At 67.6% G+C, this 23,317-nt stretch carries 25 protein-coding genes; 11 read left to right on the forward strand and 14 right to left on the reverse strand.

Annotated features, from left to right (window positions below):
* Positions 1–13 precede the first annotated feature (13 nt).
* From cutA to ubiU, 10 genes are all read right to left on the reverse strand, one after another.
* Positions 14–349, reverse strand: coding sequence for a divalent-cation tolerance protein CutA (cutA, locus tag AC1PPK_RS06375; RefSeq protein ID WP_481117001.1), 336 nt, complete (start codon positions 347–349; stop codon positions 14–16).
* A 7-nt stretch (positions 350–356) separates the two neighbouring features.
* Positions 357–1,157: an ABC transporter permease gene (locus tag AC1PPK_RS06380; protein ID WP_481117002.1), complete on the reverse strand. Its 801-nt coding sequence runs from the start codon at positions 1,155–1,157 to the stop codon at positions 357–359.
* Positions 1,158–1,163: 6 nt separating this feature from the next.
* Positions 1,164–2,120, reverse strand: a complete 957-nt coding sequence (locus AC1PPK_RS06385) for an ATP-binding cassette domain-containing protein (protein WP_481117003.1) — start codon at positions 2,118–2,120, stop codon at positions 1,164–1,166.
* Entirely contained in the window at positions 2,120–2,728 is a 609-nt protein-coding gene (locus AC1PPK_RS06390; RefSeq protein WP_481117004.1) for a glutathione S-transferase, read from the reverse strand. Before AC1PPK_RS06390 ends, AC1PPK_RS06385 begins: the two co-directional genes overlap by 1 nt.
* A gap of 13 nt (positions 2,729–2,741) precedes the next feature.
* Positions 2,742–3,380, reverse strand: coding sequence for an alpha/beta hydrolase (locus AC1PPK_RS06395; RefSeq protein WP_481117005.1), 639 nt, complete (start codon positions 3,378–3,380; stop codon positions 2,742–2,744).
* A 2-nt stretch (positions 3,381–3,382) separates the two neighbouring features.
* Positions 3,383–3,691: a (2Fe-2S) ferredoxin domain-containing protein gene (locus AC1PPK_RS06400; protein ID WP_481117006.1), complete on the reverse strand. Its 309-nt coding sequence runs from the start codon at positions 3,689–3,691 to the stop codon at positions 3,383–3,385.
* A 94-nt stretch (positions 3,692–3,785) separates the two neighbouring features.
* On the reverse strand, positions 3,786–4,865 hold the full coding sequence (locus AC1PPK_RS06405) for a VanZ family protein (protein ID WP_481117007.1): 1,080 nt from the start codon (positions 4,863–4,865) through the stop codon (positions 3,786–3,788).
* A gap of 108 nt (positions 4,866–4,973) precedes the next feature.
* The gene (ubiT, locus tag AC1PPK_RS06410) at positions 4,974–5,444 is read right to left on the reverse strand and encodes a ubiquinone anaerobic biosynthesis accessory factor UbiT (RefSeq protein WP_481117008.1); all 471 of its coding nucleotides are present in this window, start codon (positions 5,442–5,444) and stop codon (positions 4,974–4,976) included.
* A gap of 19 nt (positions 5,445–5,463) precedes the next feature.
* Positions 5,464–6,369, reverse strand: coding sequence for a U32 family peptidase (locus AC1PPK_RS06415; protein ID WP_481117009.1), 906 nt, complete (start codon positions 6,367–6,369; stop codon positions 5,464–5,466).
* 83 nt (positions 6,370–6,452) lie between these two features.
* Entirely contained in the window at positions 6,453–7,466 is a 1,014-nt protein-coding gene (gene ubiU / locus AC1PPK_RS06420; RefSeq protein WP_481117010.1) for a ubiquinone anaerobic biosynthesis protein UbiU, read from the reverse strand.
* Between the two features lie 312 nt (positions 7,467–7,778).
* On the opposite strand from ubiU, the gene AC1PPK_RS06425 reads away from it, so the two are divergent.
* The 4 genes from AC1PPK_RS06425 (at position 7,779) to AC1PPK_RS06440 (ending at position 13,711) form a co-directional block, all read left to right on the forward strand.
* Positions 7,779–10,697 carry an EAL domain-containing protein gene (locus AC1PPK_RS06425; RefSeq protein ID WP_481117011.1) on the forward strand — a complete coding sequence of 973 codons (2,919 nt, stop codon included), beginning with the start codon at positions 7,779–7,781 and terminating at the stop codon, positions 10,695–10,697.
* A 90-nt stretch (positions 10,698–10,787) separates the two neighbouring features.
* On the forward strand, positions 10,788–12,296 hold the full coding sequence (locus AC1PPK_RS06430; protein ID WP_481117012.1) for a high affinity choline transporter 1: 1,509 nt from the start codon (positions 10,788–10,790) through the stop codon (positions 12,294–12,296).
* A gap of 90 nt (positions 12,297–12,386) precedes the next feature.
* Complete coding sequence (locus AC1PPK_RS06435; protein ID WP_481117013.1) at positions 12,387–13,016, forward strand: flavin prenyltransferase UbiX; 630 nt, start codon at positions 12,387–12,389, stop codon at positions 13,014–13,016.
* Between the two features lie 92 nt (positions 13,017–13,108).
* Positions 13,109–13,711 (forward strand): LON peptidase substrate-binding domain-containing protein, encoded by a 603-nt coding sequence (locus AC1PPK_RS06440; protein WP_481117014.1) that lies wholly within the window; start codon positions 13,109–13,111, stop codon positions 13,709–13,711.
* Positions 13,712–13,744: 33 nt separating this feature from the next.
* Here the strand turns inward: AC1PPK_RS06440 and mutY are convergent, their stop codons facing one another.
* On the reverse strand, positions 13,745–14,800 hold the full coding sequence (gene mutY / locus AC1PPK_RS06445) for an A/G-specific adenine glycosylase (protein WP_481117015.1): 1,056 nt from the start codon (positions 14,798–14,800) through the stop codon (positions 13,745–13,747).
* Positions 14,801–14,901: 101 nt separating this feature from the next.
* On the opposite strand from mutY, the gene AC1PPK_RS06450 reads away from it, so the two are divergent.
* The 5 genes from AC1PPK_RS06450 to AC1PPK_RS06470 all read left to right on the forward strand — a co-directional run bounded on the left by AC1PPK_RS06450 (position 14,902) and on the right by AC1PPK_RS06470 (position 17,975).
* Positions 14,902–15,393, forward strand: coding sequence for a flavin reductase family protein (locus AC1PPK_RS06450; RefSeq protein WP_481117016.1), 492 nt, complete (start codon positions 14,902–14,904; stop codon positions 15,391–15,393).
* 3 nt (positions 15,394–15,396) lie between these two features.
* Positions 15,397–16,194, forward strand: a complete 798-nt coding sequence (locus tag AC1PPK_RS06455; protein WP_481117017.1) for an alpha/beta fold hydrolase — start codon at positions 15,397–15,399, stop codon at positions 16,192–16,194.
* A 20-nt stretch (positions 16,195–16,214) separates the two neighbouring features.
* The gene (locus tag AC1PPK_RS06460; RefSeq protein WP_481117018.1) at positions 16,215–16,586 is read left to right on the forward strand and encodes a diacylglycerol kinase; all 372 of its coding nucleotides are present in this window, start codon (positions 16,215–16,217) and stop codon (positions 16,584–16,586) included.
* A 15-nt stretch (positions 16,587–16,601) separates the two neighbouring features.
* Complete coding sequence (locus AC1PPK_RS06465) at positions 16,602–16,805, forward strand: hypothetical protein (protein WP_481117019.1); 204 nt, start codon at positions 16,602–16,604, stop codon at positions 16,803–16,805.
* A 162-nt stretch (positions 16,806–16,967) separates the two neighbouring features.
* A complete protein-coding gene (locus AC1PPK_RS06470) occupies positions 16,968–17,975 on the forward strand; it encodes a nucleoid-associated protein (protein ID WP_481117020.1) in 1,008 nt (335 codons plus the stop codon).
* A gap of 3 nt (positions 17,976–17,978) precedes the next feature.
* Here AC1PPK_RS06470 and AC1PPK_RS06475 read toward each other — a convergent pair whose 3' ends face one another.
* The 3 genes from AC1PPK_RS06475 to AC1PPK_RS06485 form a co-directional block, all read right to left on the reverse strand.
* Positions 17,979–18,677, reverse strand: a complete 699-nt coding sequence (locus AC1PPK_RS06475) for a PepSY-associated TM helix domain-containing protein (protein ID WP_481117021.1) — start codon at positions 18,675–18,677, stop codon at positions 17,979–17,981.
* Positions 18,678–18,687: 10 nt separating this feature from the next.
* Positions 18,688–20,799, reverse strand: coding sequence for a TonB-dependent receptor (locus tag AC1PPK_RS06480; RefSeq protein ID WP_481117022.1), 2,112 nt, complete (start codon positions 20,797–20,799; stop codon positions 18,688–18,690).
* 288 nt (positions 20,800–21,087) lie between these two features.
* The gene (locus AC1PPK_RS06485) at positions 21,088–22,125 is read right to left on the reverse strand and encodes an RNA methyltransferase (protein ID WP_481117023.1); all 1,038 of its coding nucleotides are present in this window, start codon (positions 22,123–22,125) and stop codon (positions 21,088–21,090) included.
* A 174-nt stretch (positions 22,126–22,299) separates the two neighbouring features.
* Here AC1PPK_RS06485 and AC1PPK_RS06490 point away from each other — a divergent pair, with 174 nt between their 5' ends.
* On the forward strand, positions 22,300–22,713 hold the full coding sequence (locus AC1PPK_RS06490; RefSeq protein WP_481117024.1) for a VOC family protein: 414 nt from the start codon (positions 22,300–22,302) through the stop codon (positions 22,711–22,713).
* Positions 22,714–22,752: 39 nt separating this feature from the next.
* Positions 22,753–23,154 carry an alternative ribosome rescue aminoacyl-tRNA hydrolase ArfB gene (arfB, locus tag AC1PPK_RS06495; protein WP_481117025.1) on the forward strand — a complete coding sequence of 134 codons (402 nt, stop codon included), beginning with the start codon at positions 22,753–22,755 and terminating at the stop codon, positions 23,152–23,154.
* The last annotated feature ends 163 nt before the right edge of the window (positions 23,155–23,317 follow it).

Here is a 23,317-nt window from a genome sequence, read left to right on the forward strand (position 1 = left end):
GCGCCCGGGGTGTTCAGGTGACCACCTGCGTTTCGACGGTGACCCAGGCCAGGTAGCCGGGCAGACCGTCAGTGACAGGGACTGCGATCAGCTCGGGAAGTTCGTAGGGATGGGCTTCCTGCACCGCGGCCTGCAGCTCGGCGTAGCGGCTGCGGGTGGTCTTGATCAGCAGCGGTACTTCGCTGGCCGTTTCGACGGCGCCCTGCCAGCGATAGACCGAGGTGCATGGGGCCAGGATGTTCACGCAGGCGGCCAGACGGCGCTCGATCAGCAGCGCGGCAAGGGTGTTGGCTGCGGCGGCGTCGGGCAGGTTGGTGAACACCAGCAAGGTGTCGTCGGGTGTGCTCATGGGGTTCTCACTTCAACAGCCGGCGGCGCGTCAGCGCCAGGGCCAGCCAGAAGGCGGCGACCGTGACGGCGGCCAGCACGCCGACGTGCAGGGCGATGTTGTGCGGCACCTGGCCGAGCAGCAGCGGCCGCGCCAGACTGACCGCGTGGCTCAGGGGCAGGGCGTCGGCAATGCTGCGTACCGCGGCGGGCAGCTGGCTCTGCGGGAAGAACACGCCGGACAGCAGCGTCATCGGCGTGATGAAGAGGGTGAAGTAGTACATGAAGAAGTCGTAGCTTGGCGCTACGGCGGTCATGATCAGGCCAAGGGCGGCGAAGCACAGGCCGCTGAGGAAGATCACCGGGATCGCCGCCAGCGCCAGCGGCGAGGCGGTGAAGCCGAAGGCGGCGATCACCGCAAGGATCGCCGTGCCGGCCAGCGTCGCCTTGCTGGCGGCCCACACCAGCTCGGCGGCGACGATGTCGTCCAGCGCGATCGGGGCGTTCATGATGGCTTCCCAGGTCTTCTGCACGTGCATGCGCGAGAAGCCGGAGTACAGCGTCTCGAAGGTGGCGGCGTTCATTGTGGAATAGCACAGGGTGCCGCCGGCCAGGAAGGCGATGTAGGACACGCCCTCGACCTGCGGCACCAGCATGCCGAGGCCGTAGCCGAGGCCCAGCATGTAGATCACCGGGTCGGCCAGGTTGCCGACGACGGACGGCAGGGCGAGCTTCTTCCAGACCAGGAAGTTGCGCCGCCACACCGCAGCAAAGCGCAGGGACAGGCGTGGCGGAGCAAAGTGGCCGCGACGGCCGGACGGTTTATCCATGGGCGTTCAGTCGCGCAGTTCGCGGCCGGTGAGCTTGAGGAACACGTCCTCCAGGTTGGCCGGGCGGTGGAGGGTGCGCAGGCCGGGCTGGTGGGCAAGGTGGGCCAGCAGCGGGGCTGCGTCGTCGGTATAGCAGAAGGCGGTTTCTCCGCTGATCTCGCAGCGCTTGCTGAAGCTGGCGGCATGGCGGGCGGCCCACGCAGCGGCACCGGAGTCCGGGCCGGCGGACTGGCCGTTGCCGTTCCATTCGCCGAAGACTTCCACCACCTGGGGTTCGATGTGGGCGGCGATGACGTCCCGCGGGCTGCCCTGGGCGAGGAGGCGCCCGGCGTCGAGGATGGCCAGCCGGTGGGCGAGGCGCTCGGCCTCGTCCATGAAGTGGGTCGTCAGCAGGATCGTCGTGCCTTCCGCGGTGAGGCGGCGCAGGCGCTCCCAGATCAGGTGGCGGGCCTGGGGGTCGAGGCCGGTGGTGGGCTCGTCGAGGATCAGCAGTTCGGGCTTGTTGACCAGTGCCCGGGCCAGCGTGAGGCGCCGCTTCATGCCACCGGACAGGGACTGGATGCGTGCGTTGTCCTTGCCCTCCAGGCCGGCGAAGGCCAGCAGCTCGGGGATGCGCGGGCGGATGTCGCTCTCGCGGATGCCGAAATAGCCAGCGAAGACGACCAGGTTCTCGGCGCAGGTGAAGTCCGGGTCGAGGCTGTCGATCTGCGGCACCACGCCGACCCGCATGCGGGCCTCGCGGGCCTGTTCGGGCACCGGTAGCCCGCATAGGCGGATGTCACCGGCGCTGGGGGCGGTGAGGCCCAGCGCGCAGCGCAGCGTGGTGGTCTTGCCGGCGCCGTTGGGGCCGAGCAGCGCGAAACATTCGCCGGGGCGCAGGCTGAGGTTGAGCCCGCGCACCACCTCACGGGCTTCGCTGCCTTCGCCGAAGCGCTTGACGAGTCCGCTGATCTCGAGGGGCATCAGTTCAGCGGCGGCGTGCTGGACACGAAGGACGGCCGGGCGAGGAGTTGCTCGGCCCAGGCGGCCAGCGCCGTGTGGCGGGAACGCCAGTTGAACTCGGCGAGGCGCAGGTCCAGGTAGCCGAGGGCGCAGCCGGCGGCGATGTCGGCGATGCTCAGTGTCTCGTCACCGAGCCCCAGGCGCCGCTCGAGGCGTGTTTCGAGGGCGGCGAGGCCGCGGCGGATCTTGTCGAGTTGGCGCTGGATGTTGGCGTGGTCCTGCTTGGGCAGCGGGCGGCGGCTTTCCAGGAAGGCCGCCACGGCGGCGTCGGTGATGCCGTCGGCGAGGGCCTCGCTCTGGCGTACCGGCAGCGCGGCCAGGCGTTCGGCGGGAATCAGCTCGGGGCCGCCGAGGGTCTCGAGGTATTCTGCGATGACCGGCGAGTCGAACCACTCCTGGCCGTCGTCGGCGACCAGCGCCGGTACCTTGCCGAGGGGGTTGTAGTCGGGCACGTGGGTCTCGGGAACCCATGGGATGTCGACGATCTGTTCGAAGGGCAGGGCCTTTTCGGCCAGGACGACGCGGATCTTGCGTGCGTAGGGGCTGGTGAGGGAAACGACGAGTTTCATTGTTTTTGTGCTGTCAGAGAGGGCGCCATGCCCGTTCGATGATGCTGCGGATGATGTGCAGCTTGCCGTGGAAGAAGTGGTCGGCACCGGGGACGACGACGACCGGAAGCTCCTGCGGTTCGGCCCATTCCATTACGTTGGCGAGGGCGACGGTCTCGTCCCGCTCGCCATGGATGATCAGGCTGTCCTTGGGTACCGGCAGCGTGGTGTAGCTGCGCGCGCCGGTGACTTCGCCAGCGGCGGTGCCGACCAGCACGATGCGGCCGGGCGGCGTGATGCTGTCGGCCAGCCGGGCGGCGACGCGGGTCTGTACGTAGGCGCCGAAGGAGAAGCCGCCGAGGGCCAGCGGTAGGCCGCCCCAGCGGCTCTGGGCCCAGGCGATGACGGCAAGCATGTCCTCGGTCTCGGCGCCGCCGTTGTCATGGGTGCCGACGCTCTTGCCGACGCCGCGGAAGTTGGGACGTAGCGCCGCGTAGCCCAGGTCGCGGAAGGCCCGCGCCAGGGTGTGGGCAACCTTGTTGGTGTTGGCGCCGTGGAACAACGGGTGCGGGTGGCAGACGAGGGCGATGCCGCGGACCTGGTCCGGTGTGTCGATGATCAGTTCGATTGGGCCGTCGGGGCCGTTGATGAGGGCGGTTTCGGTAGCAGCCATGATCAGATCTTCAGGCGTTCGACGATGCGGCCGTGTTGCAGGTGTTCGCTGATGATTTCATCCACGTCGGATTTGTCCACGAAGGTGTACCAGACGTTGTCGGGGTACACCACCAGCACCGGGCCTTCGTCGCAGCGGTCGAGGCAGCCGGCCTTGTTGATGCGTACCTTGCCCTTGCCCTTCAGGCCCAGTGCGGCGATGCGGTCCTTGGCGTAGGTCTGCAACTCGATGGCGCCCTGGGCCGCGCAACAGGTTTCGCCGGGGCCGCGCTGGTTGCAGCAGAAGAAGACGTGGTGCTTGAAGTAGCTCATGGGCGGGTTTCCGGGGGAGCGGTTCTGATTGTTGGAATGTGGTCGCGATTATCGGCCAATCGCCGGTCCTGCGGGAGTCGTGTGAAGCCCGGGATCAGGAGCGGCGGCCTTTGTCGTCCGATGCATTGGGGCCCGTCAGGCCCAGGTAGGCAAAGGCGGCGAAGGGCCACAGGCTGGCCGTGAGCTGGGTAAGACCGTGGAAATTGAGGAAGTTGCCGTGGCGGATCAGTTCCACGTCGCTGGGCAGGAAGGGGTTCTCGGGGGCCAGGTTGACCAGCGCGGTGCCGACCAGCAGCGCCATGCCGGCCAGCATGCCGTGGCTGCGCTTGGGCAGCAGCAGGCATACGCCGAGCAGTGCCGAGCCGGCGGCAAGGCCTATTTGCCCGCCGGGGGTCATCCAGTGGAAGGGTTCGCCGGGGGAGAAGAATGCGGCAGCGGCGAGAGTCTTGGCACCAAGGCCGAGGAGCACCAGCGCGGCCAGAGGCCACGGGCTGAAGCGGCGCATCATGCAACTGGCGGTGAGGCCGACGGCGAGCAACTGGCTGGTGGCGATGGCGGCCTCCACCTTGACGAAGCGGGTCGGGTTGAATTGCAGCGGGGTCGGTAGATCGAACAGGCGGCGCAGGTCGCCGGTGGCGAACAGCAGGCTCTCGGGGGTCAGCAGGGTGAGCAGCCACAGGCCCATCAGTACCAGCCCGATCTCGCCCGCGTGGCCGGGGACGATGCGCCGCTGGCGCCAGCGGGTGAGGCCGCTGTCGGGGGCGAACAGGCGTTCGCCCCAGCGCGCGCCGGCCAGCGCGCCGAGGATGCCACCGATGGTGTTGCAGCCCACGTCCACGTTGGACGAGACACGGGTGGGCAGGAAGTTCTGCAGGGTTTCCACCGACAGGCTCAGGCTGGCGGTGAGCAGGATTGCCAGCAGCACCGCCAGCACGCGGGGCAGGCGGCCCAGGGCGGGCACCAGGGCGAAGCTGAAGGGCACGATGCCGATGACGTTCACCACCAGGTCCACCCAGCTGTAATAGCGCGGCCACGGGGCGGACAGGAATTCGAAGAGCGGCAGGCCGGGGTCCCGCCAGCCGGTGAAAGGATGCAGGCAGGCGTAGACGATCAGTATTCCGATGGCGGCGGCGAAGTAGGCGGCGAGCGGAGAACTGTGGCGTGGCGAAGGCATCGGGCTGGCTGGAGAAGCGCGTCAGGCTTCATTCTAGCCGCGGACAGGGGTTTGGGGCGGCGGACCCCGGGGGATGGCCGGGATGCTGGGCCGCCCGCCGCGGCCGCCTCAGGCCGGCTGGGCCGGAGTGCGCTTGCCGAAGCCGGGGCGGAAGGCCGCGAGGCGTGCCAGTAGCGCATCCCAGTCCACCGCGTCGAGGGTGTTCTTGACCAGCAGGCCGAGGTCTGTCTCGCCTTCCATCAGCAGGCGGCGGCTGAAGAACAGGGTGTCCGGGTCTTCCTCGCGCAGGGCGAGGGCCAGGTAGTCGCGGGTGGTGGCGGAAATGGTCAGATCCGGCTGGCGCGGGTCGAACAGCGGGCGGAAGCCCCGCGCTGTGAAGGTGAAGCGCAGCGCCAGGCCGGCGTCGGTGACCTTCAGCAGCAGGCGCTTGCCGGTCAGGGGCTCCAGCGTGTCGCGCGGCAGGATGCGGTCGAGGGTCAGGTTGAGGCCGCCGACCAGCGCCAGCGTCGGCGGCAGCTGGGGCAGGCGGGCGCCGATGCTGGCAATCGGTTTGGGCAGGGTGAAGGCGGGCAGTTTCATGGTCGGGCGCTCCGGAAGATCAGGCGGTGACGAGTTGTTCGACGCCCGGCCGGCCGTGCCAGAAGCCGTTGCACGGGGCATCCGGCAGTAGCGGGCGGGCGTTGCGCAGGGCCTCGGCGGGGGGCAGCGCACCGGCCAGGGCCTGGCGGAACAGGTCGATGACCTCGGCGGTGTGCTCGCCCTGGGGGCTGATGCGCAGGATGTCGAGGCCGTCGGCCTGCACGGCAGGCAGGTCGCCGAGCAGGGTGTGTACGTGGGCGGACTGGGTCTGGATGCCGTTGAGGGTCAGGAAGGGTTCGCCTTCGCGGGTCTTCAGCGGAATGCCGTCGGCGAACTGCAGGCAGCGGAACTCGCAGGTGTCCTTCTGCAGGTTGTAGTGGCGGGCGGTGAAGCAGCGCGCCGAGAAGGCCAGCGGCAGGCGGCCGTGGGCGAAGATTTCGACTTCCATCGGCTGGCCGAGGCCGCCGCGCAGTTGGGCGATCTGCTGGCGGGACATCTCCGGCGGGGCGACCCAGCGGCTGGCGCCAAGTTCGGCGAACATGCCCAGGGTTGCTGGGTTGAAGATGTTCAGCGTCGGGCCGGCGATCCAGTCGGCCACCGGCGCGTCGCCGCCGGTGAGCAGGCGCACCGCGCCCATGTCGTTGGCCTCGACACGGAAGCGGCCGTTGGTGACGATGCGGCGCAGGGTCTTGAGGTCGGATTCGGATTCCACCAGCACCTGGCTGGACAGCACGACTTCCTTGCCGGCGGCGGCGAGGATTTCGGCTACTTCGAGCCAGTCGCTGAGGCGCAGTTCGTGGCGGCGGGAGCACACCGTCTCGCCGAGATAGACGACATCCAGCGGTGCGTCGGCCATGTCGGCGTAGAAGGCGAGCGTGGCTTGGCGGGGCCAGTAGTAGAGCAGGGGACCGAGGGCGAGTTTCATCGCATTCCAGTAAGACGAAGGGCCGCCCGGGGTTTCGTTGGCCCCTTCCCGGGGCCCGATGCGGAACGGCAGGTTTTGGGGGCTTACTTCCAGGGACGGTAGTAGGCGCCGAGGGTGTGGCTCTGCCCTTCGGACACCTTGTTGAGTTCGGCCATCCAGGCGGCCTCGACGCGGAAGGGGGCGGTGTCGGTTTGCAGGCGGTCGATGGCGGCGCGCCATACCTTAGTAACCTGGGTGACGTAGGCGGGGCTGCGCTGGCGGCCTTCGATCTTGATCGCGCGCACGCCGACGCGGGCCAACTCGGGCAACAGTTCCAGGGTGTTGAGGCTGGTGGGTTCCTCGATGGCGTAGTAGGTCTCGCCATTCACGTCGAAGCGGCCCTTGCAGAGGGTCGGGTAGCCGGCTCGCTCGCCGTCGGCGAAGCGGTCGATGAGGATGCCGTTTAGGCGGGTTTCCATGCCCTTCGGGGTCTGCTCCCAGCGCACATGCTTGCCCGGCGAGCAGGCGCCGTTGCAGTTGGGGGATTCGCCGGTGGCATAGGCCGACAGCGCGCAGCGCCCCTCGACCATCACGCACAGCCCGCCGAAGCCGAAAACCTCGATCTCCACCGGGGTGTTGGCGATCACGTGCTCGACCTGAGCCAGCGACAGCACCCGCGGCAGCACCGCGCGCGAAATACCGAAACGTTCGTAGTAGAAATTGATGGCGTCGTAGCTGGTGGCCGAGCCTTGCACCGAAAGGTGCAGGCGCAGCTGTGGGTGGGTCTTGCGGGCGTATGCCATCAGGCCCGGGTCGGCGAGGATCAGCGCGTCGATGCCGCAGGCGGCGGCGCGGTCGATGGCGCGGGTCCAGCTGGACCAGTTGTCGGTCTGCGGGTAGGTGTTGAGGGCCAGCAGCACCTTGCGGCCACGGTCATGGGCGTAGCGCACGCCGTCGGCCATCGACTTGTCGTCGAAGTTGAGGCCGGTGAAGTTGCGGGCGTTGGTGGCGTCCTTGAAGCCGAGATAGACGCAGTCGGCGCCGTTGTCGATGGCGGTCTTGAGGGCGGGCAAGCTGCCGGCGGGGCAGACCAGTTCGATCGGATGCGGGGGAGTCATGGGTTCCGGGCGGCGAAAAATGACGCCGGCGGACTATAGGCGCGCCCCGGCGCGCAGACCTTGACCGCGGTCAACGGGGCGCCGGGTCGAGGCCGAAGCGGGGGCGGCCATTTGCCAAATGTGTCGGGCGGTTTCGGAACATGGGCATTTTTTGAACGCCGGCGCATACTTGCCTGAGAGGAAAGTTATCGGTTTGGCTTATGACTTCGTCCGTGCCCGTGTCGCGTTGTCGCTTCCTGTTGTTGATCGCCTGCGAGCCCATCGCCGGGGGCTGCCGCCCTGCATGATGTTCATGTCGAAGGGCATGCGCCGATGAGCGGCGCCCGTTTCCTGTCCCTGCGCTGGCGTCTGCTCGGACCCCTGCTGGCCCTGTGGGCGATGGGGATGGGGTTGCTGGTCGGCGTTCTGTACTCGGGGATCGTGGAGCGCTTCCAGATCCTCGTCGAGCAGCGTGCCGAGGCGACTGTGTCGGCTGTCCATGCAGCAGCAGAGACCGCCCGGGATTCCGCCGATCTGCGCCGGCTCGTGTCGGCGTTGGGGGCTGCGCGGGACGTGCAGCGCCTGGTGCTGGCGGCGGGTGAGCCGGGCCGCGTCATCGCCGCCAGTGACCACGACTGGATAGATCTGCCGTTGACGGCGCTGCCCGACCGGGCGCTGGAGGCCAGTCTCGGCAGTGTGCAGGCGTCCCGTCACGGCGTGCGGGTGCTGGATTCGAGCCGCCGCAGCCTGGATGTGTTGGAACCGGTGCCGTTGCTCGGCGCAGGGGGCGATAGCGGCCGCCTGGACGACGGCGTACTGTTCCTGCGCCTCGATGCGGGCAGCCTGTGGCAGGCCGCCGAGGAAACGGCGCTGCACCTGTCCGTCGGGCTGGGGGCGGTGCTGAGCCTGGTGGCGGGCCTGATCTATCTGTTGCTGTCCCGCTACGTGCTGCGTCCGGCCGAGGCCATCCGTGCGGCCCTAGGGCGCCGCCGTGCACCCGGCGGCGAGGATGCCGAGATCCGCATGCCGGTGGTGCGCCGGGACGAACTCGGGGAACTGGCCGAAACCCTCGACGAAACCCTGTCTGCGCTGCGTGCCCGCAACCGTGACATCGAGCGCCTGCAGCGCCTGCACCACGCCTTGTCGGTGACCAACAAGGCGATCGTGCATGCCCGTGATGCGGATGCGCTGTTGCCCCAGGTATGCCGTATCGCGGTCGAATTCGGTGAGCTGGACCTGGCCTGGATCGGCTTCCCTGAGATCGAGGGCGGTGTCCTCAGGCCGGTGGCCATGTACGGCAAGTGCCGCGACGGTGGTACGGATCTGGGCTGTCTGCCCACGCACCGTGTTCCGGCCGAGGTGCTGATCGTCAATGACCCGGCTCTGCCCGGTGTGGTGGAGGCGTGGCCGGACGGCCTTGGGCGCGACAAGGCGGCCGGTTCCTTCGCCCTGTTTCCGATCCGTGACTGCGGCGGGCCGGACGGGGCGCTGGTGCTGTGCAAGGCCGAGAAGCACTTTTTCGACGCGCAGACGGTGGCTCTGCTCGACGAGATGAGCACCGACATCGGCATCGCCCTCCGCAATTACCGTCGCGACGAGACGCTGCGGCTGGCGGCGAAGGTCTTCGAGAACAATTCGGAAGGCATCGTCATCATCGATCCCGAACGGCGGGTGGTGATGACCAACCGGGCCTTCACCGCGCTCACCGGCATTGCCGGGCAGGATGTGCGCGGAAGGCCCCTGGTGCTGTTCGATCCGCAGGTGCATCCGCGCGGCTTCGCCAGCCGCATCCGCGCCGTGGCGCTGCAGGACGGCCTGTGGCAGGGCGAGGTGTGGATACGCCGGGCCAGCGGCGAGAGCTTCCCCGCTGACATGTCGATCAGCGTCGTGCGGGCCCCCGATGGTCCGGCCTTCCACTACGTCGGGGTGTTCTCCGACATCAGCCGGCGCAAGGCCGATGAGGCGCGCATCCGTTTTCTGGCCAACCACGATTTCCTCACCGGCCTGCCATCGCGGGCTGCGCTGCAGCCGACCATGGCGCACGCTGTGGAGGAAGCGAGGCGGGATGGGCGGCGGATCGGGCTGTGCTTCCTGGATCTCGACCGCTTCAAGAATATCAACGACACCCTCGGCCATCACGTCGGCGACCAGTTGCTGGTGGAGGTCGCCCAGCGCTTGACCTCGGTGCTGCGTGAAGGGGAGTGCGTGCTGCGCCACGGTGGCGACGAGTTCGTCGTGGTGGTGCCCGAGCAGGGCGGCCCCGCGGATCTCCAGGCCTCGGGGGAGCGCCTGCTGGCGGCCCTGGATGAACCTTTCCGCCTGGCCGGATGTGAGTTCAGCCTGTCCACCAGTGTCGGCGTGGCGATCTATCCGGATCACGGCGAGGATGCGGAGATCCTGCTCGACCGGGCCGACATGGCGATGTACAAGGCCAAGGAAGAGGGGCGCAACGGCGTGCAGTTCTTCACCGAGAGCATGGCCACCGCGACCAGCGAGCGCTTGTCCATCGAGCACGCGCTGCGCCGGGCGCTGGAGCGTGGCGAGCTGGCGCTGAACTACCAGCCGGTGGTGGCAGTCGACGGCCGGTTGATCGCCGCCGAAGCCCTGCTGCGGTGGACCCACCCGGAACTCGGCAACGTACCGCCGGCTCGCTTCATTCCGTTGGCCGAGGAGAGCGGGCTGATCCTGCCCATCGGCGCGTGGGTGCTCGACACCTTGTGCCGCCAGCTGGCGGCCTGGCGGGCGGAGGGGCGCCGCATGGTGCCGGTGGCGGCCAATATCTCGCCGCTGCAGTTCCGCCGTGCCGATTTCGTCGCCACCGTGGCGGCGGCGCTGGCGCGCCACGGCGTGCCGCCCGAACTGCTGACCCTCGAGGTCACCGAGAGCATGGTGATGGCCGATGTGGAGCAGGCCGCCCACCAGCTCGCCGAGCTGAAGGCGTTGGGCCTGTCGATCGCCATCGACGATTTCGGCACCGGCTACTCGAGCCTGGCTTACCTGCGGCGCTTCCCCCTCGACAAGCTGAAGATCGACCAGTCCTTCGTGCGGGCGATCAATGCCGGGCCGGAAGATAGGGCGATCGTCGCGGCCATCGTCGGGCTCGGCCACAACCTGGGTCTTGGCCTGGTGGCGGAAGGTGTCGAGAGCGCAGCGATGGCCGACACGCTGCTCGATCTGGGTTGCGATTCGCTGCAGGGCTGGCACTTCGGCAAGGCGGAGCCGGCGGAACGCTTCGCCGAGCGTTTGGCATAAGGCGGAAAAGCTACGCCTTCGTGGCTCCCCCGCGGACCCCGCTCGTCCCTATAATCCGCGGATTCGCCAACGCTTTTTCCATTTTTCCCGATGCTGTTCTGGTTCGTCATCGCCTACTGGCTGATCTCTGTGGCCATCGGCCTCATCGCTGCCACGCGGGTCCACAACACCAAGGACTTCGCCGTCGCGGGCCGTCATCTGCCCTTCTACATGGTCACCGCCACGGTGTTCGCCACCTGGTTCGGCTCGGAGACGGTGCTCGGCATTCCGGCGACCTTTCTCAATGAAGGCCTGCATGGCGTGGTCGCCGATCCCTTCGGCTCATCCCTGTGCCTGATCCTGGTCGGGCTATTCTTCGCGGCACCGCTGTACCGCATGAATCTGCTGACCATCGGCGATTTCTACAAGCGGCGCTACGGGCGGACCGCGGAGGTGCTGACCACGCTGGCCATCGTGATCTCCTACCTCGGCTGGGTGGGCGCCCAGATCACCGCCCTCGGGCTGGTTTTCAACGTGGTGTCGGGCGGGGAGGTGAGCCGCCTGGCCGGCATGTGGATTGGTTCCGGCACGATCCTCATCTATACACTGTTCGGTGGCATGTGGGCGGTGGCGATCACCGATTTCCTGCAGATGATCATCATCGTCATCGGCATGCTGTGGATCGGTGGCGAGGTCAGCAGCATGGCCGGGGGCGTCGGGGCGGTCGTCAATCACGCCCTGGGCGAAGGCAAGTTCGCCTTCCTGCCCCCGGCTGACCCGAAAGAAATGATCGCCTTCTTTGCCGCCGCGGTGACCATGATGTTCGGCTCGATCCCGCAGCAGGACGTGTTCCAGCGCGTGCAGTCGGCCAAGTCCGAGAAGATCGCAGTGTGGGGGTCGGTGCTTGGCGGCAGCCTGTATTTCGTGTTCGCCTTTGTGCCGATGTTCCTGGCCTACTCGGCGACGCTGATCTCGCCCGACATGGTGGCGCGCCTGATTTCGTCCGATTCCCAGATGATTCTGCCCGAGCTGGTACTGAGCAAGGCCCCGCTGGTGGCCCAGATCATGTTCTTCGGTGCGCTGCTGTCGGCGATCAAGAGCTGCGCGTCGGCCACCCTGCTGGCGCCGTCGGTGACCTTCACCGAGAACATCCTCAAGCCGGCGCTGCCGCATCTCACCGACCGCAAGCTGCTGTTCTGGATGCGTGTGGTGACTTTCAGCTTCACCGTGCTGGTGACCTTCTATGCGATGTACTCCAAGGCCAGCATCTTCAAGATGGTCGAGAACGCCTACCAGATAACGCTGGTGTCGGCCTTCGTGCCGCTGCTGTGTGGCCTGTACTGGCGACGGGCGACCAATCAGGGGGCGCTGGCGTCCATCTTCTGCGGTATCGGCGTGTGGCTGGCGGTGCTCCTGGCTGGCGGTGATGATCCCTTCGTGCCCGCGCAGCTGGCGGGGCTGGTGGCCAGTGCGTTGGGGATGGTGCTCGGTTCGCTGGTGAAGCAGATGGTCCACCACGACATCCACGTGCATGAGCGCCTGCTCCGGGGGCACTATGCGGCCGAGCCCCACGGCATTGCCCACGAGGGGATCGGTGCTGTGCATAAACATGGCCAGTAGCGGCAGATTCACGCGCCCCGCCGCGCTGGCCGGAACCTTGACCGCGTCTTGCCGTCTGTCGTCTTAACCGTTGCCTGCCAGGATTCCGCCTTGACCTCGTCCGCGCCTTCGCCCAAGACCATCGCCATCGCCCTCACCGGGGCGTCCGGCATGCCCTACGGGCTGCGCCTGGTGGAATGCTTGCTGGCCGCGGGCTGCCGGGTGTGGTTGCTGTATTCGCAAGTGGCGCAGATCGTCGCGAAGCAGGAGATGGATCTTGCCCTGCCGTCCCGGCCGACGGAGGTGGAAGCCCTTCTGAGCGAGCGCTTCGGTGCGGCAGCCGGGCAGTTGCGGGCGTTCGGCCGGGAGGAATGGTTCGCGCCGCCGGCTTCTGGTTCCAACCCGCCGGACGCGATGGTCGTCTGTCCGTGTTCGATGGGCTCGCTGGCGTCAATCGCCGCCGGCCTGGCCGGTAACCTCATCGAGCGGGCTGCTGACGTGGCGATCAAGGAAGGGCGCAAACTGATCCTGGTGCCGCGGGAGACGCCGTTTTCGCCGCTGCACCTGGAGAACATGCTGCGCCTGGCCCGCATGGGCGTGGTGATCCTGCCGGCCAATCCGGGCTTCTATCACCGGCCGCAGACGGTCGGGGATCTGGTGGATTTCGTCGTCGCCCGGGTGCTCGACCAGTTGGCCGTACCCCACGAGCTGATGCCGCGCTGGGGAGAGTGTGATGATTAGGGGCGGATCCACCCGCCCCCGGGGCGGGCCGCTCCGGGGGCGTATGAACTCGCGCCGGCAGGGAGGCCGCGCCGGTTGACAGGAGTGACACCATGTATGACACCGTCGAGATCCCCCTCTTCCCGCTGCATACGGTGCTGTTCCCCGACGGCGTGCTGTCCCTCAAGCTGTTCGAGGTCCGCTACCTGGACATGGCGGCGCGCTGCATGCGGGCCAATGCCCCCTTTGGCGTGTGCCTGATTCAAGAGGGCGGCGAGGTCGGCAATCCGGCTGTGCCCTACGAAACCGGTACGGTGGCGCGCATCACCGATTGGGACATGTCCCAGCCCGGCCTGTTGTTTATCAGCTGCCGGGGGGGAGAACGCTTCCGCATCGTGTCCCGGGACATTCATTCCGACCGCCTGCAGACGGCCCGTGTAGAGGTGATCCTCGAACCGCCGGTGGAGTCGGTCCCGGACGAACTGCATGGCCTGCTACCGTTGCTGCGCGCCATCGTGGCCGACGCCGGCGACGAGATGTTTCCGTCCCCCCACCGTTTCGACGACGCCAGCTGGGTTGGCTACCGTCTCGCGGAGATCCTGCCGATCCCGGTGAAGGCCCGCCAGCGCCTGCTCGAACTGCAGGACCCGCTGTCCCGGCTGGAGATCATCCACGCCTACCTGCAGCAGCATCAGCTGATCGACAGCCGCGATTGAGCCGCGTGGGCGGCGGCTGCAGCCCCGCCGTGGTCATGGTTTGCCGAACAGGTCGTCCTGCACCAGTTGTTCGAGCAGCTTGCGAATCGGTGTCGGCAGGGCGGCGTCGGCGAGGCGGTCGAGGGGCTGCCACAGGCGGCCGTCTTCGGCGACTGTGGGGGTGGGCGGTGTGACTTCGAGGGCTTCGGGCTGCAGCGTCAACGTGAAATGCGTGAACACGTGGCGGAAGGGCGTCAGCGGCGTGCGCTGGCGGACGTCCAGGCCGTAGTGGTGGGCCACCCAGTCGGCGCTGTCGGCGCCTTCGGGCAGTTCCGGCAGGCTCAGCAGACCGCCCCAGATGCCGCTCGGTGGGCGGCGTTCCAGCAATACGGCACCATTGGCGAGGATGGCGGCGAAGCGGCCGCTGCGCTGGGGGCTTTCCTTGCGCGGGCGCGGGGTCGGCAGGTCGGCGACGCGGCCGTCGCGCAGCGCCACGCAGCGTTCGGCCAGCGGACAGCGGGCGCAGGCGGGCCGGCCGCGGGTGCAGATTGTGGCGCCGAGGTCCATCTGGGCCTGGGTATAGACGCCCACGTCCCGTTCCGGCAGCAGGCTTTCCGCCAGTTCCCACAGGCGGTTCTCCACGGGCTTGGCGCCGGGGAAGCCGTCGATGCCGAAGACGCGGGTCAGCACGCGCTTCACGTTGCCGTCGAGGATCGCCGCCCGCGTGCCGTAGGCAAAGGCGCTGATCGCCGCTGCCGTCGAGCGCCCGATGCCCGGCAGCTCGGCGAGCTGCGCCGGATCGGCCGGAAAGACGCCGCCGTGGCGGGCCATCAGGACCTGGGCGCACTTGTGCAGGTTGCGCGCGCGGGCGTAGTAGCCGAGGCCGCTCCACAGGGTCAGCACATCTTCCACCGGCGCCCCGGCGAGGCTGGGCAGATCCGGGAAGCGTTCCAGGAAGCGCGCATAGTAGGGGATGACGGTTTCGACCTGAGTCTGCTGCAGCATGATTTCCGACAGCCATACCCGGTAGGCATCGTCGGTCTGCCAGGGCAGGTCGTGGCGGCCGTGCTGGCGCTGCCAGGCGATCAGGGTTTCCGCAAACGTACTCAATTTCGTAAGCTCTCGACGCTGGCCCGCCGGGCGGCGATAATTTCAGCCCCCCCAACTGGATTGCTGACCGCCGTGATGGCGCGCGGATTACCCGATTTCATATGACCTCTCCCAAGAATGATCCGGCGGTACGCGCCTTTCGCGACACGCTGGGCATGTTTCCCACCGGCGTGACGGTAATTACCGCCCGTGCTCCGAGTGGCGAGCCGATCGGACTCACCGTCAGCTCCTTCAATTCGGTGTCCCTGACGCCGCCGCTGGTGGTGTGGAGCCTGTCCAAACACCTGCCGAGCGTGCCGATCTTCGAAAACGCCGCAGTGTACGCGATCAACATCCTTGCCGATGATCAGCAGGACATCTCCCAGCGCTTCGCCAGCCGCAACGACGACAAGTTCGCCGGCCTCCCCTTCACCGAGGGGTTGGACGGCGTGCCGCTGCTGCCGGGCTGTGTGGCTTGGTTCGAATGCCGCCAGTTCGCCCGCCACGAGGGCGGCGACCATGTGGTGTTCATCGGCGAGGTGGAGCGCTTTGACCGTCAGCTCGACAAGACGCCGCTGGTCTTCCAGGGCGGTGCCTACCGCCGTCTGGCCTGAAGCATGGACGCGCTGCGCTGGATCGAGACCGGCAGCGGGCCCAGCGGGCTGCTTTTCCTGCACGGGGTCAGCGGCGGCGCGGCCGGCGCGCTCGACATCCTGCCGCAGATGACGCCGCCGGGCTGGCGCGGCCTGGCCTGGGACATGCCCGGCTACGGCGCCAGCGCACCGCTGGAACTGGTCAGCTTCGACACCCTGGCCGGTGCGGTGGTGGACCTGCTCGACGAGGCCGGCCTCGACAGCGCGGTGCTGGTCGGCCACAGCATGGGCGGCATGATTGCGCTGCAGACGGCGGTGCGTTTTCCGGAGCGGGTTGCGGGCCTGGTGCTGGCCTGCTGCACACCGGCCTTCGGCGCCGCTTCGGGGGCGCTGCAGAAGGCCTTCATCGATCGTCGCCTGGGGCCCCTGGACGATGGGGTCAGCATGCGCGAACTGGCCATCGAGTTGATTCCGACGATGGTCGGCCCGGGCAGCGAAGCCGAGGTCGTGCATGACGCCGTGGACTTGATGGCGCGGATTCCGCCTGACAGCTACCGGGCCGCGATGCATGCGCTGGTGCGTTTCGACCAGCGGGCGGCCTTGTCCACACTGGGCATGCCGGCGCTGGTGCTGGCTGGCACGCACGACACCGTATCCACGCCGCAGGTGGTGCGCCGCATGGCCGAACGCCTGCCGCTGGCCACCTACCGGGAGCTGGACGCCGGCCACATGGCGCCTTTCGAGGAGCCGGAAGCCTTCGCCGCCGCGGTCCGCGCTTTCCTTGCCGGCCTCGATAACCTGCCTGTCACCGGCGCCCGCTAGGCTTCGATATTTTGCCCGCCATGGAAGAAAGCCCCTTCAAAGGCAAGACCGGCCTGACCCGCGTGTGGAACGCCTTCCACTACTCGATGGCCGGGCTCGGCGCCGCCTACCGTAACGAGGACGCCTTCCGCCAGGAAGTCTGGCTGGCCATCGTCCTGATCCCGCTGGCCTTGTTCCTGCCCGCCAGCAGCATCGGCAAGGCGCTGATGATCGCCAGCGTGCTGTTGGTGATCATCGTCGAGCTGATCAATTCCGGCCTCGAAGCCACCGTGGATCGCATCTCCCTCGAACATCACCACCTGGCCAAGCGCGCCAAGGACATCGGCAGCGCGGCGGTCTTCGTGGCGCTGGTAAATGTGCTGGCAGTGTGGGGGCTTGTGCTGTTCGGCTAAGCAGGAAAAATCGTCATGAGTACCGTGTCCGGTAAGAAGCCCTGCGTCAATTGCACCTGCGCCACCACCGGCTTCTGTCCGCGCGGGGTGGGCGCCAACATCCCGCCTGAGCTGGCGGCACAGAACGGCACGGCGCCGGCGAAGCCGCTGTCCGCCGGCCAGCAGCGCCGGGAGCAACTGCGCCAGCTGCCGGGCAACCGCCGCAGGATGCGTTTCTGACGGATTCCCGGCAGGGGATGTCCTCTGCGGGATGAAGGATGTCCTGTGGGGGAGTCATCTCCCCCCGCGGTCCGCCGAAGGGCGGGTGAATTCGCGTCCACGGGGTCCGTCATCCGCTGCCCGGCATGAGAGAATTCGCTCCCCCTGTTTCCGGAGCCTTCCATGTCCGAGTCCACCCAGGCGATTGCCGACCTCGTCATCCACCGCCTGATCCGTGCCGCCGAAGGCGCGTCCACGGTCGAGTTGCGGCCGGCCTCCAATCCCGTCGACGAACCCGCCGCGCGCCTGATGGAGCGCCTGTGCCGGCATTTCGCCGAGCGGCCGGGCAAGGGCTATGGCTGGTTCGAGAAGGACGAGCGGGCTTTCCCGATGCCGCGTCTGGTGCGCGAGCACGCGGTGGACGGCAGCATGGATTTCGCGACCCTGTCCCGCGAGATGGTGACCCACCTGCAGCAGCGCCTCGACGAGGACAAGATGGATGACGGCGGCTATGTGCTGATCGCCCGCGCCACCATCTTCGGCGCCGACTGCCTGTATGTGGCCCTGCTGCAGGAGACCCTCGGCACGGTGATCGGCGACGGCCTGAGCATCCACGACAGTCCGCACCTGGATTTCGGTGCGCTGCAGGTGGCCGGGCGCATCGACATCAGCGCCTGGCAGAACGGTGCCGAGCGCTACATTGCCTTCCTGAAGGGGCGCGGCGACCTGGCCGGCTGGTTCAAGCGCTTCCTCGGCTGCACCGACGTGGTGATCGCCCTCAAGGAGACCAAGAAGCTGGTCGAGACCCTGAGCCATTTCGCCGACACCCAGCAGCTCGAAACCCGGGAGCGCGACGAACTGCTCGAACGCGCCCACCTGGTGCTGGAGGAGATGGGCGAGAGCGGCGCGGCCCTCGACCTGCAGTCGGTGGCGAGCCAGATCTTCCCCGACGCGCCGCAGAAGCTCAGCGAAACGCTGCAGGACGAAGCCCTCGACCTGGCCAGCGGCTTCGTGCCGGACAAGCGCGCCCTGAAGCCCCTGATCCGCTTCCGGGCCAGCGCGGAGGACTGGAAGCTGGAGTTCGAGCGCAGCGGCCTGCGCTCCGGTGCCGTGCAGTACGACAAGGCCAGCAACACGCTGGTGCTGACCAACGTGCCGGAGAGCCTCAAGAAGCTGCTGCTGGAGGAGTGAGCCTTACACCGACCACATGAACCAGCAGGCGGCGCCAAGGGCGCCGAGGCTGGTGAGTACGGCGGTGGTGCGTAGCGGGTGGAACTGCGTCCACAGCAGCAGGCCGGTGATCGACAGCAGGATCAGGCTGCCGGCGATGGTGTCGGACAGCAGCACCCAGAAGGCGCTGGCGCCGACTGCCATGTGCAGTCGGGTGAGGGTGCCGATCGGCGTGGCGTCCACTTGATCCAGCTTCACGAAGCGGTTGCCGACGAAATACTCGGCGGTCACGCCGCGGGCCGGCGTCTGCAGGCCGACGGTCCAGCGCTCCGGCTGGGTCACGTCCCGGTCGCCCCAGATTACCGCACGGGCCGGCTGGGTTTTCACCTGCGTGACCTGTCCCGCAGCAAATCCAAGCTCATCGCGCAGCCAGCCGGCAAGCTCGTCCGGGTTGGCGAAAGCCCGTGGCAGTTGCAGCTGGACCGTCGTTTGCACGGTCTTCTCCACCGGGATCTTGAGCACCGCCCGGTGGTTGAGCAGGATGCCGGTGGCACCGAACATCAGCCCTAGCGCGGCGCCCCACAGCCCCACGTACAGATGGATCTTGCGCAGCCAGCCGAGGACCACCGCACGCCGGCTGCGTCGCCGCGGGCGGGCGCCGGCGGCGTGCAGCATGGCGGCAGAAGGCTTGCCGTCGAGGATGGCGGTGTCGCTGGAAGGCATCGGGCAGTCCTCAGAAGGCGTAGCGGGCGGTCAGCTGCACGGCGCGCGGGGCGCCCGGCAGGTTCAGGTTGGCGTTGCTGCCGTGGCCGGCGACGGTGTACTTGCGGTCGAACAGGTTCGTCAGGTTGAGCTGCAGGTCGAGGCCCTTGCTGCGGTAATAGGCCATCGCGTCGACAGTGGTGTAGGACGGCAGCGTAACGGTGTTGCCCGGGTTGGCGAAGCGGTCGCCGACGTAGTTCAGGCCAGCGCCGCCGCCGAAGCCGCCGCCGAGGGCCTTGGTCAGCCACAGGTTGGCGCTGTGTTCCGGCGTCAGCGTCGGGCGCTTGCCCTGCACCGCCTGGCCGGCGTCCATGGCGATCGACGACACCATGCGCGCATCCAGCCAGGCGTAGCCGGACCAGACCTGCCAGCCGTGGGGCAGATCGCCGGAGAAGCTCAGCTCGATGCCGTTGGTGCGCTGCACACCGAGGGGCATGAGGACATTCGTGGCCGGATCGGTGGTCTTGATGTTGGTGCGTTCGAGGCGGAAGGCCGAGGCGGTTGCGGACGCGAGGCCGTTGAAGAAGTCGAATTTGGCACCGATCTCCTGGTTGGTGGTTTCTTCCGGGGCGATGCTGGCGTTGTTGGCGGCCAGCGGAAGGCTCTCGCCGGACGGCTGGAAGGACTTGCTCCAGGACGCGTAGTAGGACCGGTCCCCGGTCGGCTGATAGACCAGGCCGGCCCGTGGGCTCAGCGCGCTGTCGGTGCGCTCGAGGTTGGACTGGCCGGCCCGGCGTTCGCGGGTCGTCTGCTGGAAGCGGTCATAGCGCAGGCCGGCGAGGGCCTTCCAGTGCTGGGACAGGGTGGCCAGATCCTGGATGTAGGCGCTGCTCACCGACATGATGCCGACGTTGTTGGTGGACGGCGCGGTGGTCACGTTGAAGGGCAGCACCGGCAGCAGCGGGTTGAACAGCGACACGGTGGCGATATTGTTCTGGGTGCGGAACAGCTGGTCCTTGGTCTGCTGGCTGACCTCGACGCCATACAGCAGCTGGTGGGGCATGCCGGCCAGCGTGGTCTTCTGGACCAGCTCGGTCTGGTTGAAGTAGCCGTCTTCCTGGCGCCGCACGTTGCTGCGGTTGAGGGAGGCGGTCAGGGCCTTCTCATTGACGGAGCCGACCAGGGTGTTATTGCGGTCCAGTGTGTAGTCGTAATACCGGAAGGCGTTGCGCACCGACCAGGCCTCGTCGAAGCGGTGATCCAGCGTGAAGCCGATGGCCGACACGCGGGTCTGCGTGTAGTCCGCATCACGGGCGTTGGCGGCGCCGTAATAGGTGCTGGCAGGCACATTCACTGGCCGGCCCTGGTAGGCCGGAACGCCGAAGTCGGTCAGGCGGCGGTCGGACAGGTATTCGGCCTGGATCAGCAGCTTGGTCTGGCTGCCAAGCTGGAAGGACAGGGACGGCGCGAAGGCTTCGCGCTCCAGGAATTGCATGTCGCGGTAGCTGTCGCCACGCTCGATGGCGCCGGTGACGCGGAAGGCCACGCCGCTGTCGTCGAACTTGCGGGCCAGGTCCACCTCGCCGCGGCGCTGGTTCCAGCTGCCGACCTGCAGGCTGACTTCGCTGCGGTCGATGCCGGGTTTCTTGGTGATGCGGTTGATCAGGCCGCCGGATGAGCCGCGGCCGTACAGCACCGAGGCGGGGCCTTTGACGACTTCCACCTGCTCGATGTTGGACAGGTCGCGGAAGTACATCGCGTCGTCGCGCAGGCCGTCGATGAACTGGTCGGCGATCGCCGAGAAGCCGCGGATCGTCACCTGGTCGCGCTGGCCATCGCCGGTGGACAGGCCGACGCCGGGCACCGACTTCAGCACGTCCTGCAGCGAGTGCACGGCCTGGTCGCGCAGCAGGCTCTGGGGCACCACGTTGACCGTCTGCGGGATGTCGCGCAGCGGCGCGTCGATCTTGGTGGCGCTGGTGGCGGTGGGCGGATTGTAGGTCGGTGGCAGCTCGCGGCCGCCGCTGACCTTGACCGCGGACAAGGTCGGTCCGCCATCGGTTTCGGTAGATTGCTGGGCCCATGTGCCGGAGCTGCACAGGAGAGAAATTGCCAGTGCCAGCGGGCGTCGTTGCAATGCCATGTCGGTTCCTTCGGGACCTGGGATGTGATCCGGCGTGGCTGGCTGGTCGCGTCGTCTGACGGCACTGGCTGGCTGAAAGCCCGGGTGTTAAGCAGGGTAAATATCAGTAAATCTGTGAAAATTGTAAATGATGTTTATTCTCATTTGCAAGTCCGATGGATCCGATTGGTACAGCGCAGGGCGCGCGCCGGCCTGGGGAGAGGGCGCAACGAAGCCACCGTTTTCCGCGTGGGGGCGCGGGAGACGGTGGTTGGGGCAGGGGTGGAGAAAGGTGTTGCGGAGGCGGTATCAGGCCGCCGGTTTGCGCACCATGCGTACCGGCGTTTCACCGGCGATGAGGCGGGCGCGCAGTTGCCCGCAGCCCCCGTCCACGTCCTGGCCGGCGGAGTTGCGCAGCTTGGTGAGAATGCCGCGGCGGTGCAGCTGGCGCGCGATGTCGGCGGCCTTGTCCCAGGCTGGACGGCGGTAGGGCAGGTCGGGCACCGCGTTGTAGGGGATCATGTTCATGATCGCGTACTTGCCGGCCAACAGGCGCACGATGCCGTCGAGTTCTTCCGGCGTGTCGTTGAGCCCGTCGATCAGCGTCCATTGGTACTGGATCGGGTAGCCGGTGGCGCGGGCGTAGGCTTCGCCGAGTTCGACGATCTCGTCCGGCGTTAGCTGTGGCGCCTTGGGCAGCAGCTCGGCGCGCAGGTCGGCACGGGTGGTGTGCAGGGACAGGGCCAGTGCCGGTTTCACCGGGCCTTCCGGCAGGCGCTCGAAGACCCGCGGATCGCCGACCGTCGAGAACACCAGGTTCTTGTGGCCGATGCCGCCCTCGGTGCCGAGGAGCTGGATCGCTTCGAGCACGTTATCCAGATTGTGGGCTGGTTCCCCCATGCCCATGAAGACCACCTTCTTCACATGGCGGCGGGCGCGGGCCAGCACCACCTGCGCAACGATCTCGGCGCTGCCCACCTGGCGCAGCAGGCCGTCGCGGCCGGTCATGCAGAAGCGGCAGCCCACCGCGCAACCGACTTGGCTGGACACGCACAGGCCGTCCCGCGGCAACAGCACGCTTTCCACCGTCTGCTTGTCGGCGAGCTGCACCAGCAGGCGCGCCGAGCCATCTTCGCCGGGATGTTCGGAACGCACTTGGGCCAGTCCGGCGAGCTCTTCGGTGAGCGCCGGCAAGGCGTCCACGATGGCCTGCGGCAGCATCGGGCCGCGCCGCGTGGGGCCGGCGTCCAGCGGCAGGGCGTGGGTCCACGCGCGCAGTACGCGCTGGATGTGCACGGGCTTGGCGCCCAGGTCGGCGAGGCGTTGGCGGAGGTGTTCGATACGCATGAGGGGCGAATGATAGCAACTGGTGCAAGGGGGCGATATCCGCGTTGTCCGCGATCCGTGCGTAGCGGGACATGCGGCCGGGAAATTGTAGTGGACGCCCGTGCGCTCATCGCCTAAACCACCTGCATCGGGCAATGCGCCCGCAACATGCCGGATCGGCGGAAGGAGGCTGCGATGGACGTAAATGCCTATCTTTTTTTCAACGGCCGCTGCGAGGAGGCGGTGCAGTTCTACCAGGCTGCGCTCGGTGCTCAGGTGGATATGCTGATGCGCAACCGGGACAGCCCCGAACCGCCGCCGCCAGGCATGCTGCCACCCGGCTCGGAGGACAAGGTGATGCACTGCAGTTTCCGCATCGGCAACACGCTGGTGATGGCCTCCGACGGCCGCTGCCAGGGCAGCACCCCGTTCCAGGGCTTCGCTTTGTCGATCGCACCGGCTGATCCGGCTGCTGCAGAGGGCGTCTTTACGGCCCTGGCGGAGGGCGGGCAGGTGCAGATGCCCCTCGGCCAGACCTTTTGGTCGCCCTGTTTCGGCATGGTGACGGACCGTTTCGGGATTCAGTGGATGGTCAACGTTGCGCCATGACAGGGCGTTGGGGGCCGCGCATCAGGTACAGTGCCGGCGATGCGCCCTTCTTTCTGCGTGTCCGACGACGAAGTCGAATTCACTGCCATCCGCGCCCAGGGAGCTGGCGGACAGAACGTTAACAAAGTGTCGACGGCGGTACACCTGCGCTTCGACATCGTGGCCTCATCGCTTCCCGATGCCATCAAGGAGCGTCTGCTCAAGCTGGGCGACCAGCGCATCAGCAAGAATGGGGTGGTCATCATCAAGGCCCAGGAATACCGCAGCCTCGACAAGAACCGCGCAGAGGCCTTGAGTCGCCTGCAGGCGCTGATCGATAGCGTCGCTGCGGTGCCGAAGGCGCGGCGGGCTACCAAGCCGACCCGCGGCTCGGTGACCCGCCGGCTGGAGGGCAAGGCCCGCCGCAGTGCCGTCAAGGCCGGCCGGGGGCGTGTCGAATAGGGCTGGATGCGGGATAATCGCAGCCCCACCCTGTATCTGGCGCTTGTACTTTTCTCTTCATTGCGCCCCGGTCCCGTCTTCTTTCCGCATGTGCCGTTCGTTCATTCGGCGGCGCTGTCGGTAGCCTTTTCATGCAGCATCCCGCAGGATCTCCCTATGCAAT

This window comes from Zoogloea sp. JDB1 (assembly GCF_056724025.1).

What these genes read in the sequence shown, in the direction of transcription:
- AC1PPK_RS06490 (WP_481117024.1), top strand. Translation starts at nt 22,300, where the DNA reads ATGGACGTAAATGCCTATCTTTTTTTCAACGGCCGCTGCGAGGAGGCG.
- AC1PPK_RS06400 (WP_481117006.1), bottom strand. Translation starts at nt 3,691, where the DNA reads ATGAGCTACTTCAAGCACCACGTCTTCTTCTGCTGCAACCAGCGCGGC.
- AC1PPK_RS06450 (WP_481117016.1), top strand. Translation starts at nt 14,902, where the DNA reads ATGACCTCTCCCAAGAATGATCCGGCGGTACGCGCCTTTCGCGACACG.
- AC1PPK_RS06480 (WP_481117022.1), bottom strand. Translation starts at nt 20,799, where the DNA reads ATGGCATTGCAACGACGCCCGCTGGCACTGGCAATTTCTCTCCTGTGC.
- AC1PPK_RS06415 (WP_481117009.1), bottom strand. Translation starts at nt 6,369, where the DNA reads ATGAAACTCGCCCTCGGTCCCCTGCTCTACTACTGGCCCCGCCAAGCC.
- ubiU (WP_481117010.1), bottom strand. Translation starts at nt 7,466, where the DNA reads ATGACTCCCCCGCATCCGATCGAACTGGTCTGCCCCGCCGGCAGCTTG.
- arfB (WP_481117025.1), top strand. Translation starts at nt 22,753, where the DNA reads ATGCGCCCTTCTTTCTGCGTGTCCGACGACGAAGTCGAATTCACTGCC.
- cutA (WP_481117001.1), bottom strand. Translation starts at nt 349, where the DNA reads ATGAGCACACCCGACGACACCTTGCTGGTGTTCACCAACCTGCCCGAC.
- AC1PPK_RS06475 (WP_481117021.1), bottom strand. Translation starts at nt 18,677, where the DNA reads ATGCCTTCCAGCGACACCGCCATCCTCGACGGCAAGCCTTCTGCCGCC.
- AC1PPK_RS06385 (WP_481117003.1), bottom strand. Translation starts at nt 2,120, where the DNA reads ATGCCCCTCGAGATCAGCGGACTCGTCAAGCGCTTCGGCGAAGGCAGC.
- AC1PPK_RS06395 (WP_481117005.1), bottom strand. Translation starts at nt 3,380, where the DNA reads ATGGCTGCTACCGAAACCGCCCTCATCAACGGCCCCGACGGCCCAATC.
- AC1PPK_RS06425 (WP_481117011.1), top strand. Translation starts at nt 7,779, where the DNA reads ATGAGCGGCGCCCGTTTCCTGTCCCTGCGCTGGCGTCTGCTCGGACCC.
- AC1PPK_RS06390 (WP_481117004.1), bottom strand. Translation starts at nt 2,728, where the DNA reads ATGAAACTCGTCGTTTCCCTCACCAGCCCCTACGCACGCAAGATCCGC.
- AC1PPK_RS06465 (WP_481117019.1), top strand. Translation starts at nt 16,602, where the DNA reads ATGAGTACCGTGTCCGGTAAGAAGCCCTGCGTCAATTGCACCTGCGCC.
- AC1PPK_RS06485 (WP_481117023.1), bottom strand. Translation starts at nt 22,125, where the DNA reads ATGCGTATCGAACACCTCCGCCAACGCCTCGCCGACCTGGGCGCCAAG.
- AC1PPK_RS06455 (WP_481117017.1), top strand. Translation starts at nt 15,397, where the DNA reads ATGGACGCGCTGCGCTGGATCGAGACCGGCAGCGGGCCCAGCGGGCTG.
- AC1PPK_RS06460 (WP_481117018.1), top strand. Translation starts at nt 16,215, where the DNA reads ATGGAAGAAAGCCCCTTCAAAGGCAAGACCGGCCTGACCCGCGTGTGG.
- AC1PPK_RS06430 (WP_481117012.1), top strand. Translation starts at nt 10,788, where the DNA reads ATGCTGTTCTGGTTCGTCATCGCCTACTGGCTGATCTCTGTGGCCATC.
- AC1PPK_RS06470 (WP_481117020.1), top strand. Translation starts at nt 16,968, where the DNA reads ATGTCCGAGTCCACCCAGGCGATTGCCGACCTCGTCATCCACCGCCTG.
- AC1PPK_RS06380 (WP_481117002.1), bottom strand. Translation starts at nt 1,157, where the DNA reads ATGGATAAACCGTCCGGCCGTCGCGGCCACTTTGCTCCGCCACGCCTG.
- AC1PPK_RS06440 (WP_481117014.1), top strand. Translation starts at nt 13,109, where the DNA reads ATGTATGACACCGTCGAGATCCCCCTCTTCCCGCTGCATACGGTGCTG.
- ubiT (WP_481117008.1), bottom strand. Translation starts at nt 5,444, where the DNA reads ATGAAACTGCCCGCCTTCACCCTGCCCAAACCGATTGCCAGCATCGGC.
- AC1PPK_RS06405 (WP_481117007.1), bottom strand. Translation starts at nt 4,865, where the DNA reads ATGCCTTCGCCACGCCACAGTTCTCCGCTCGCCGCCTACTTCGCCGCC.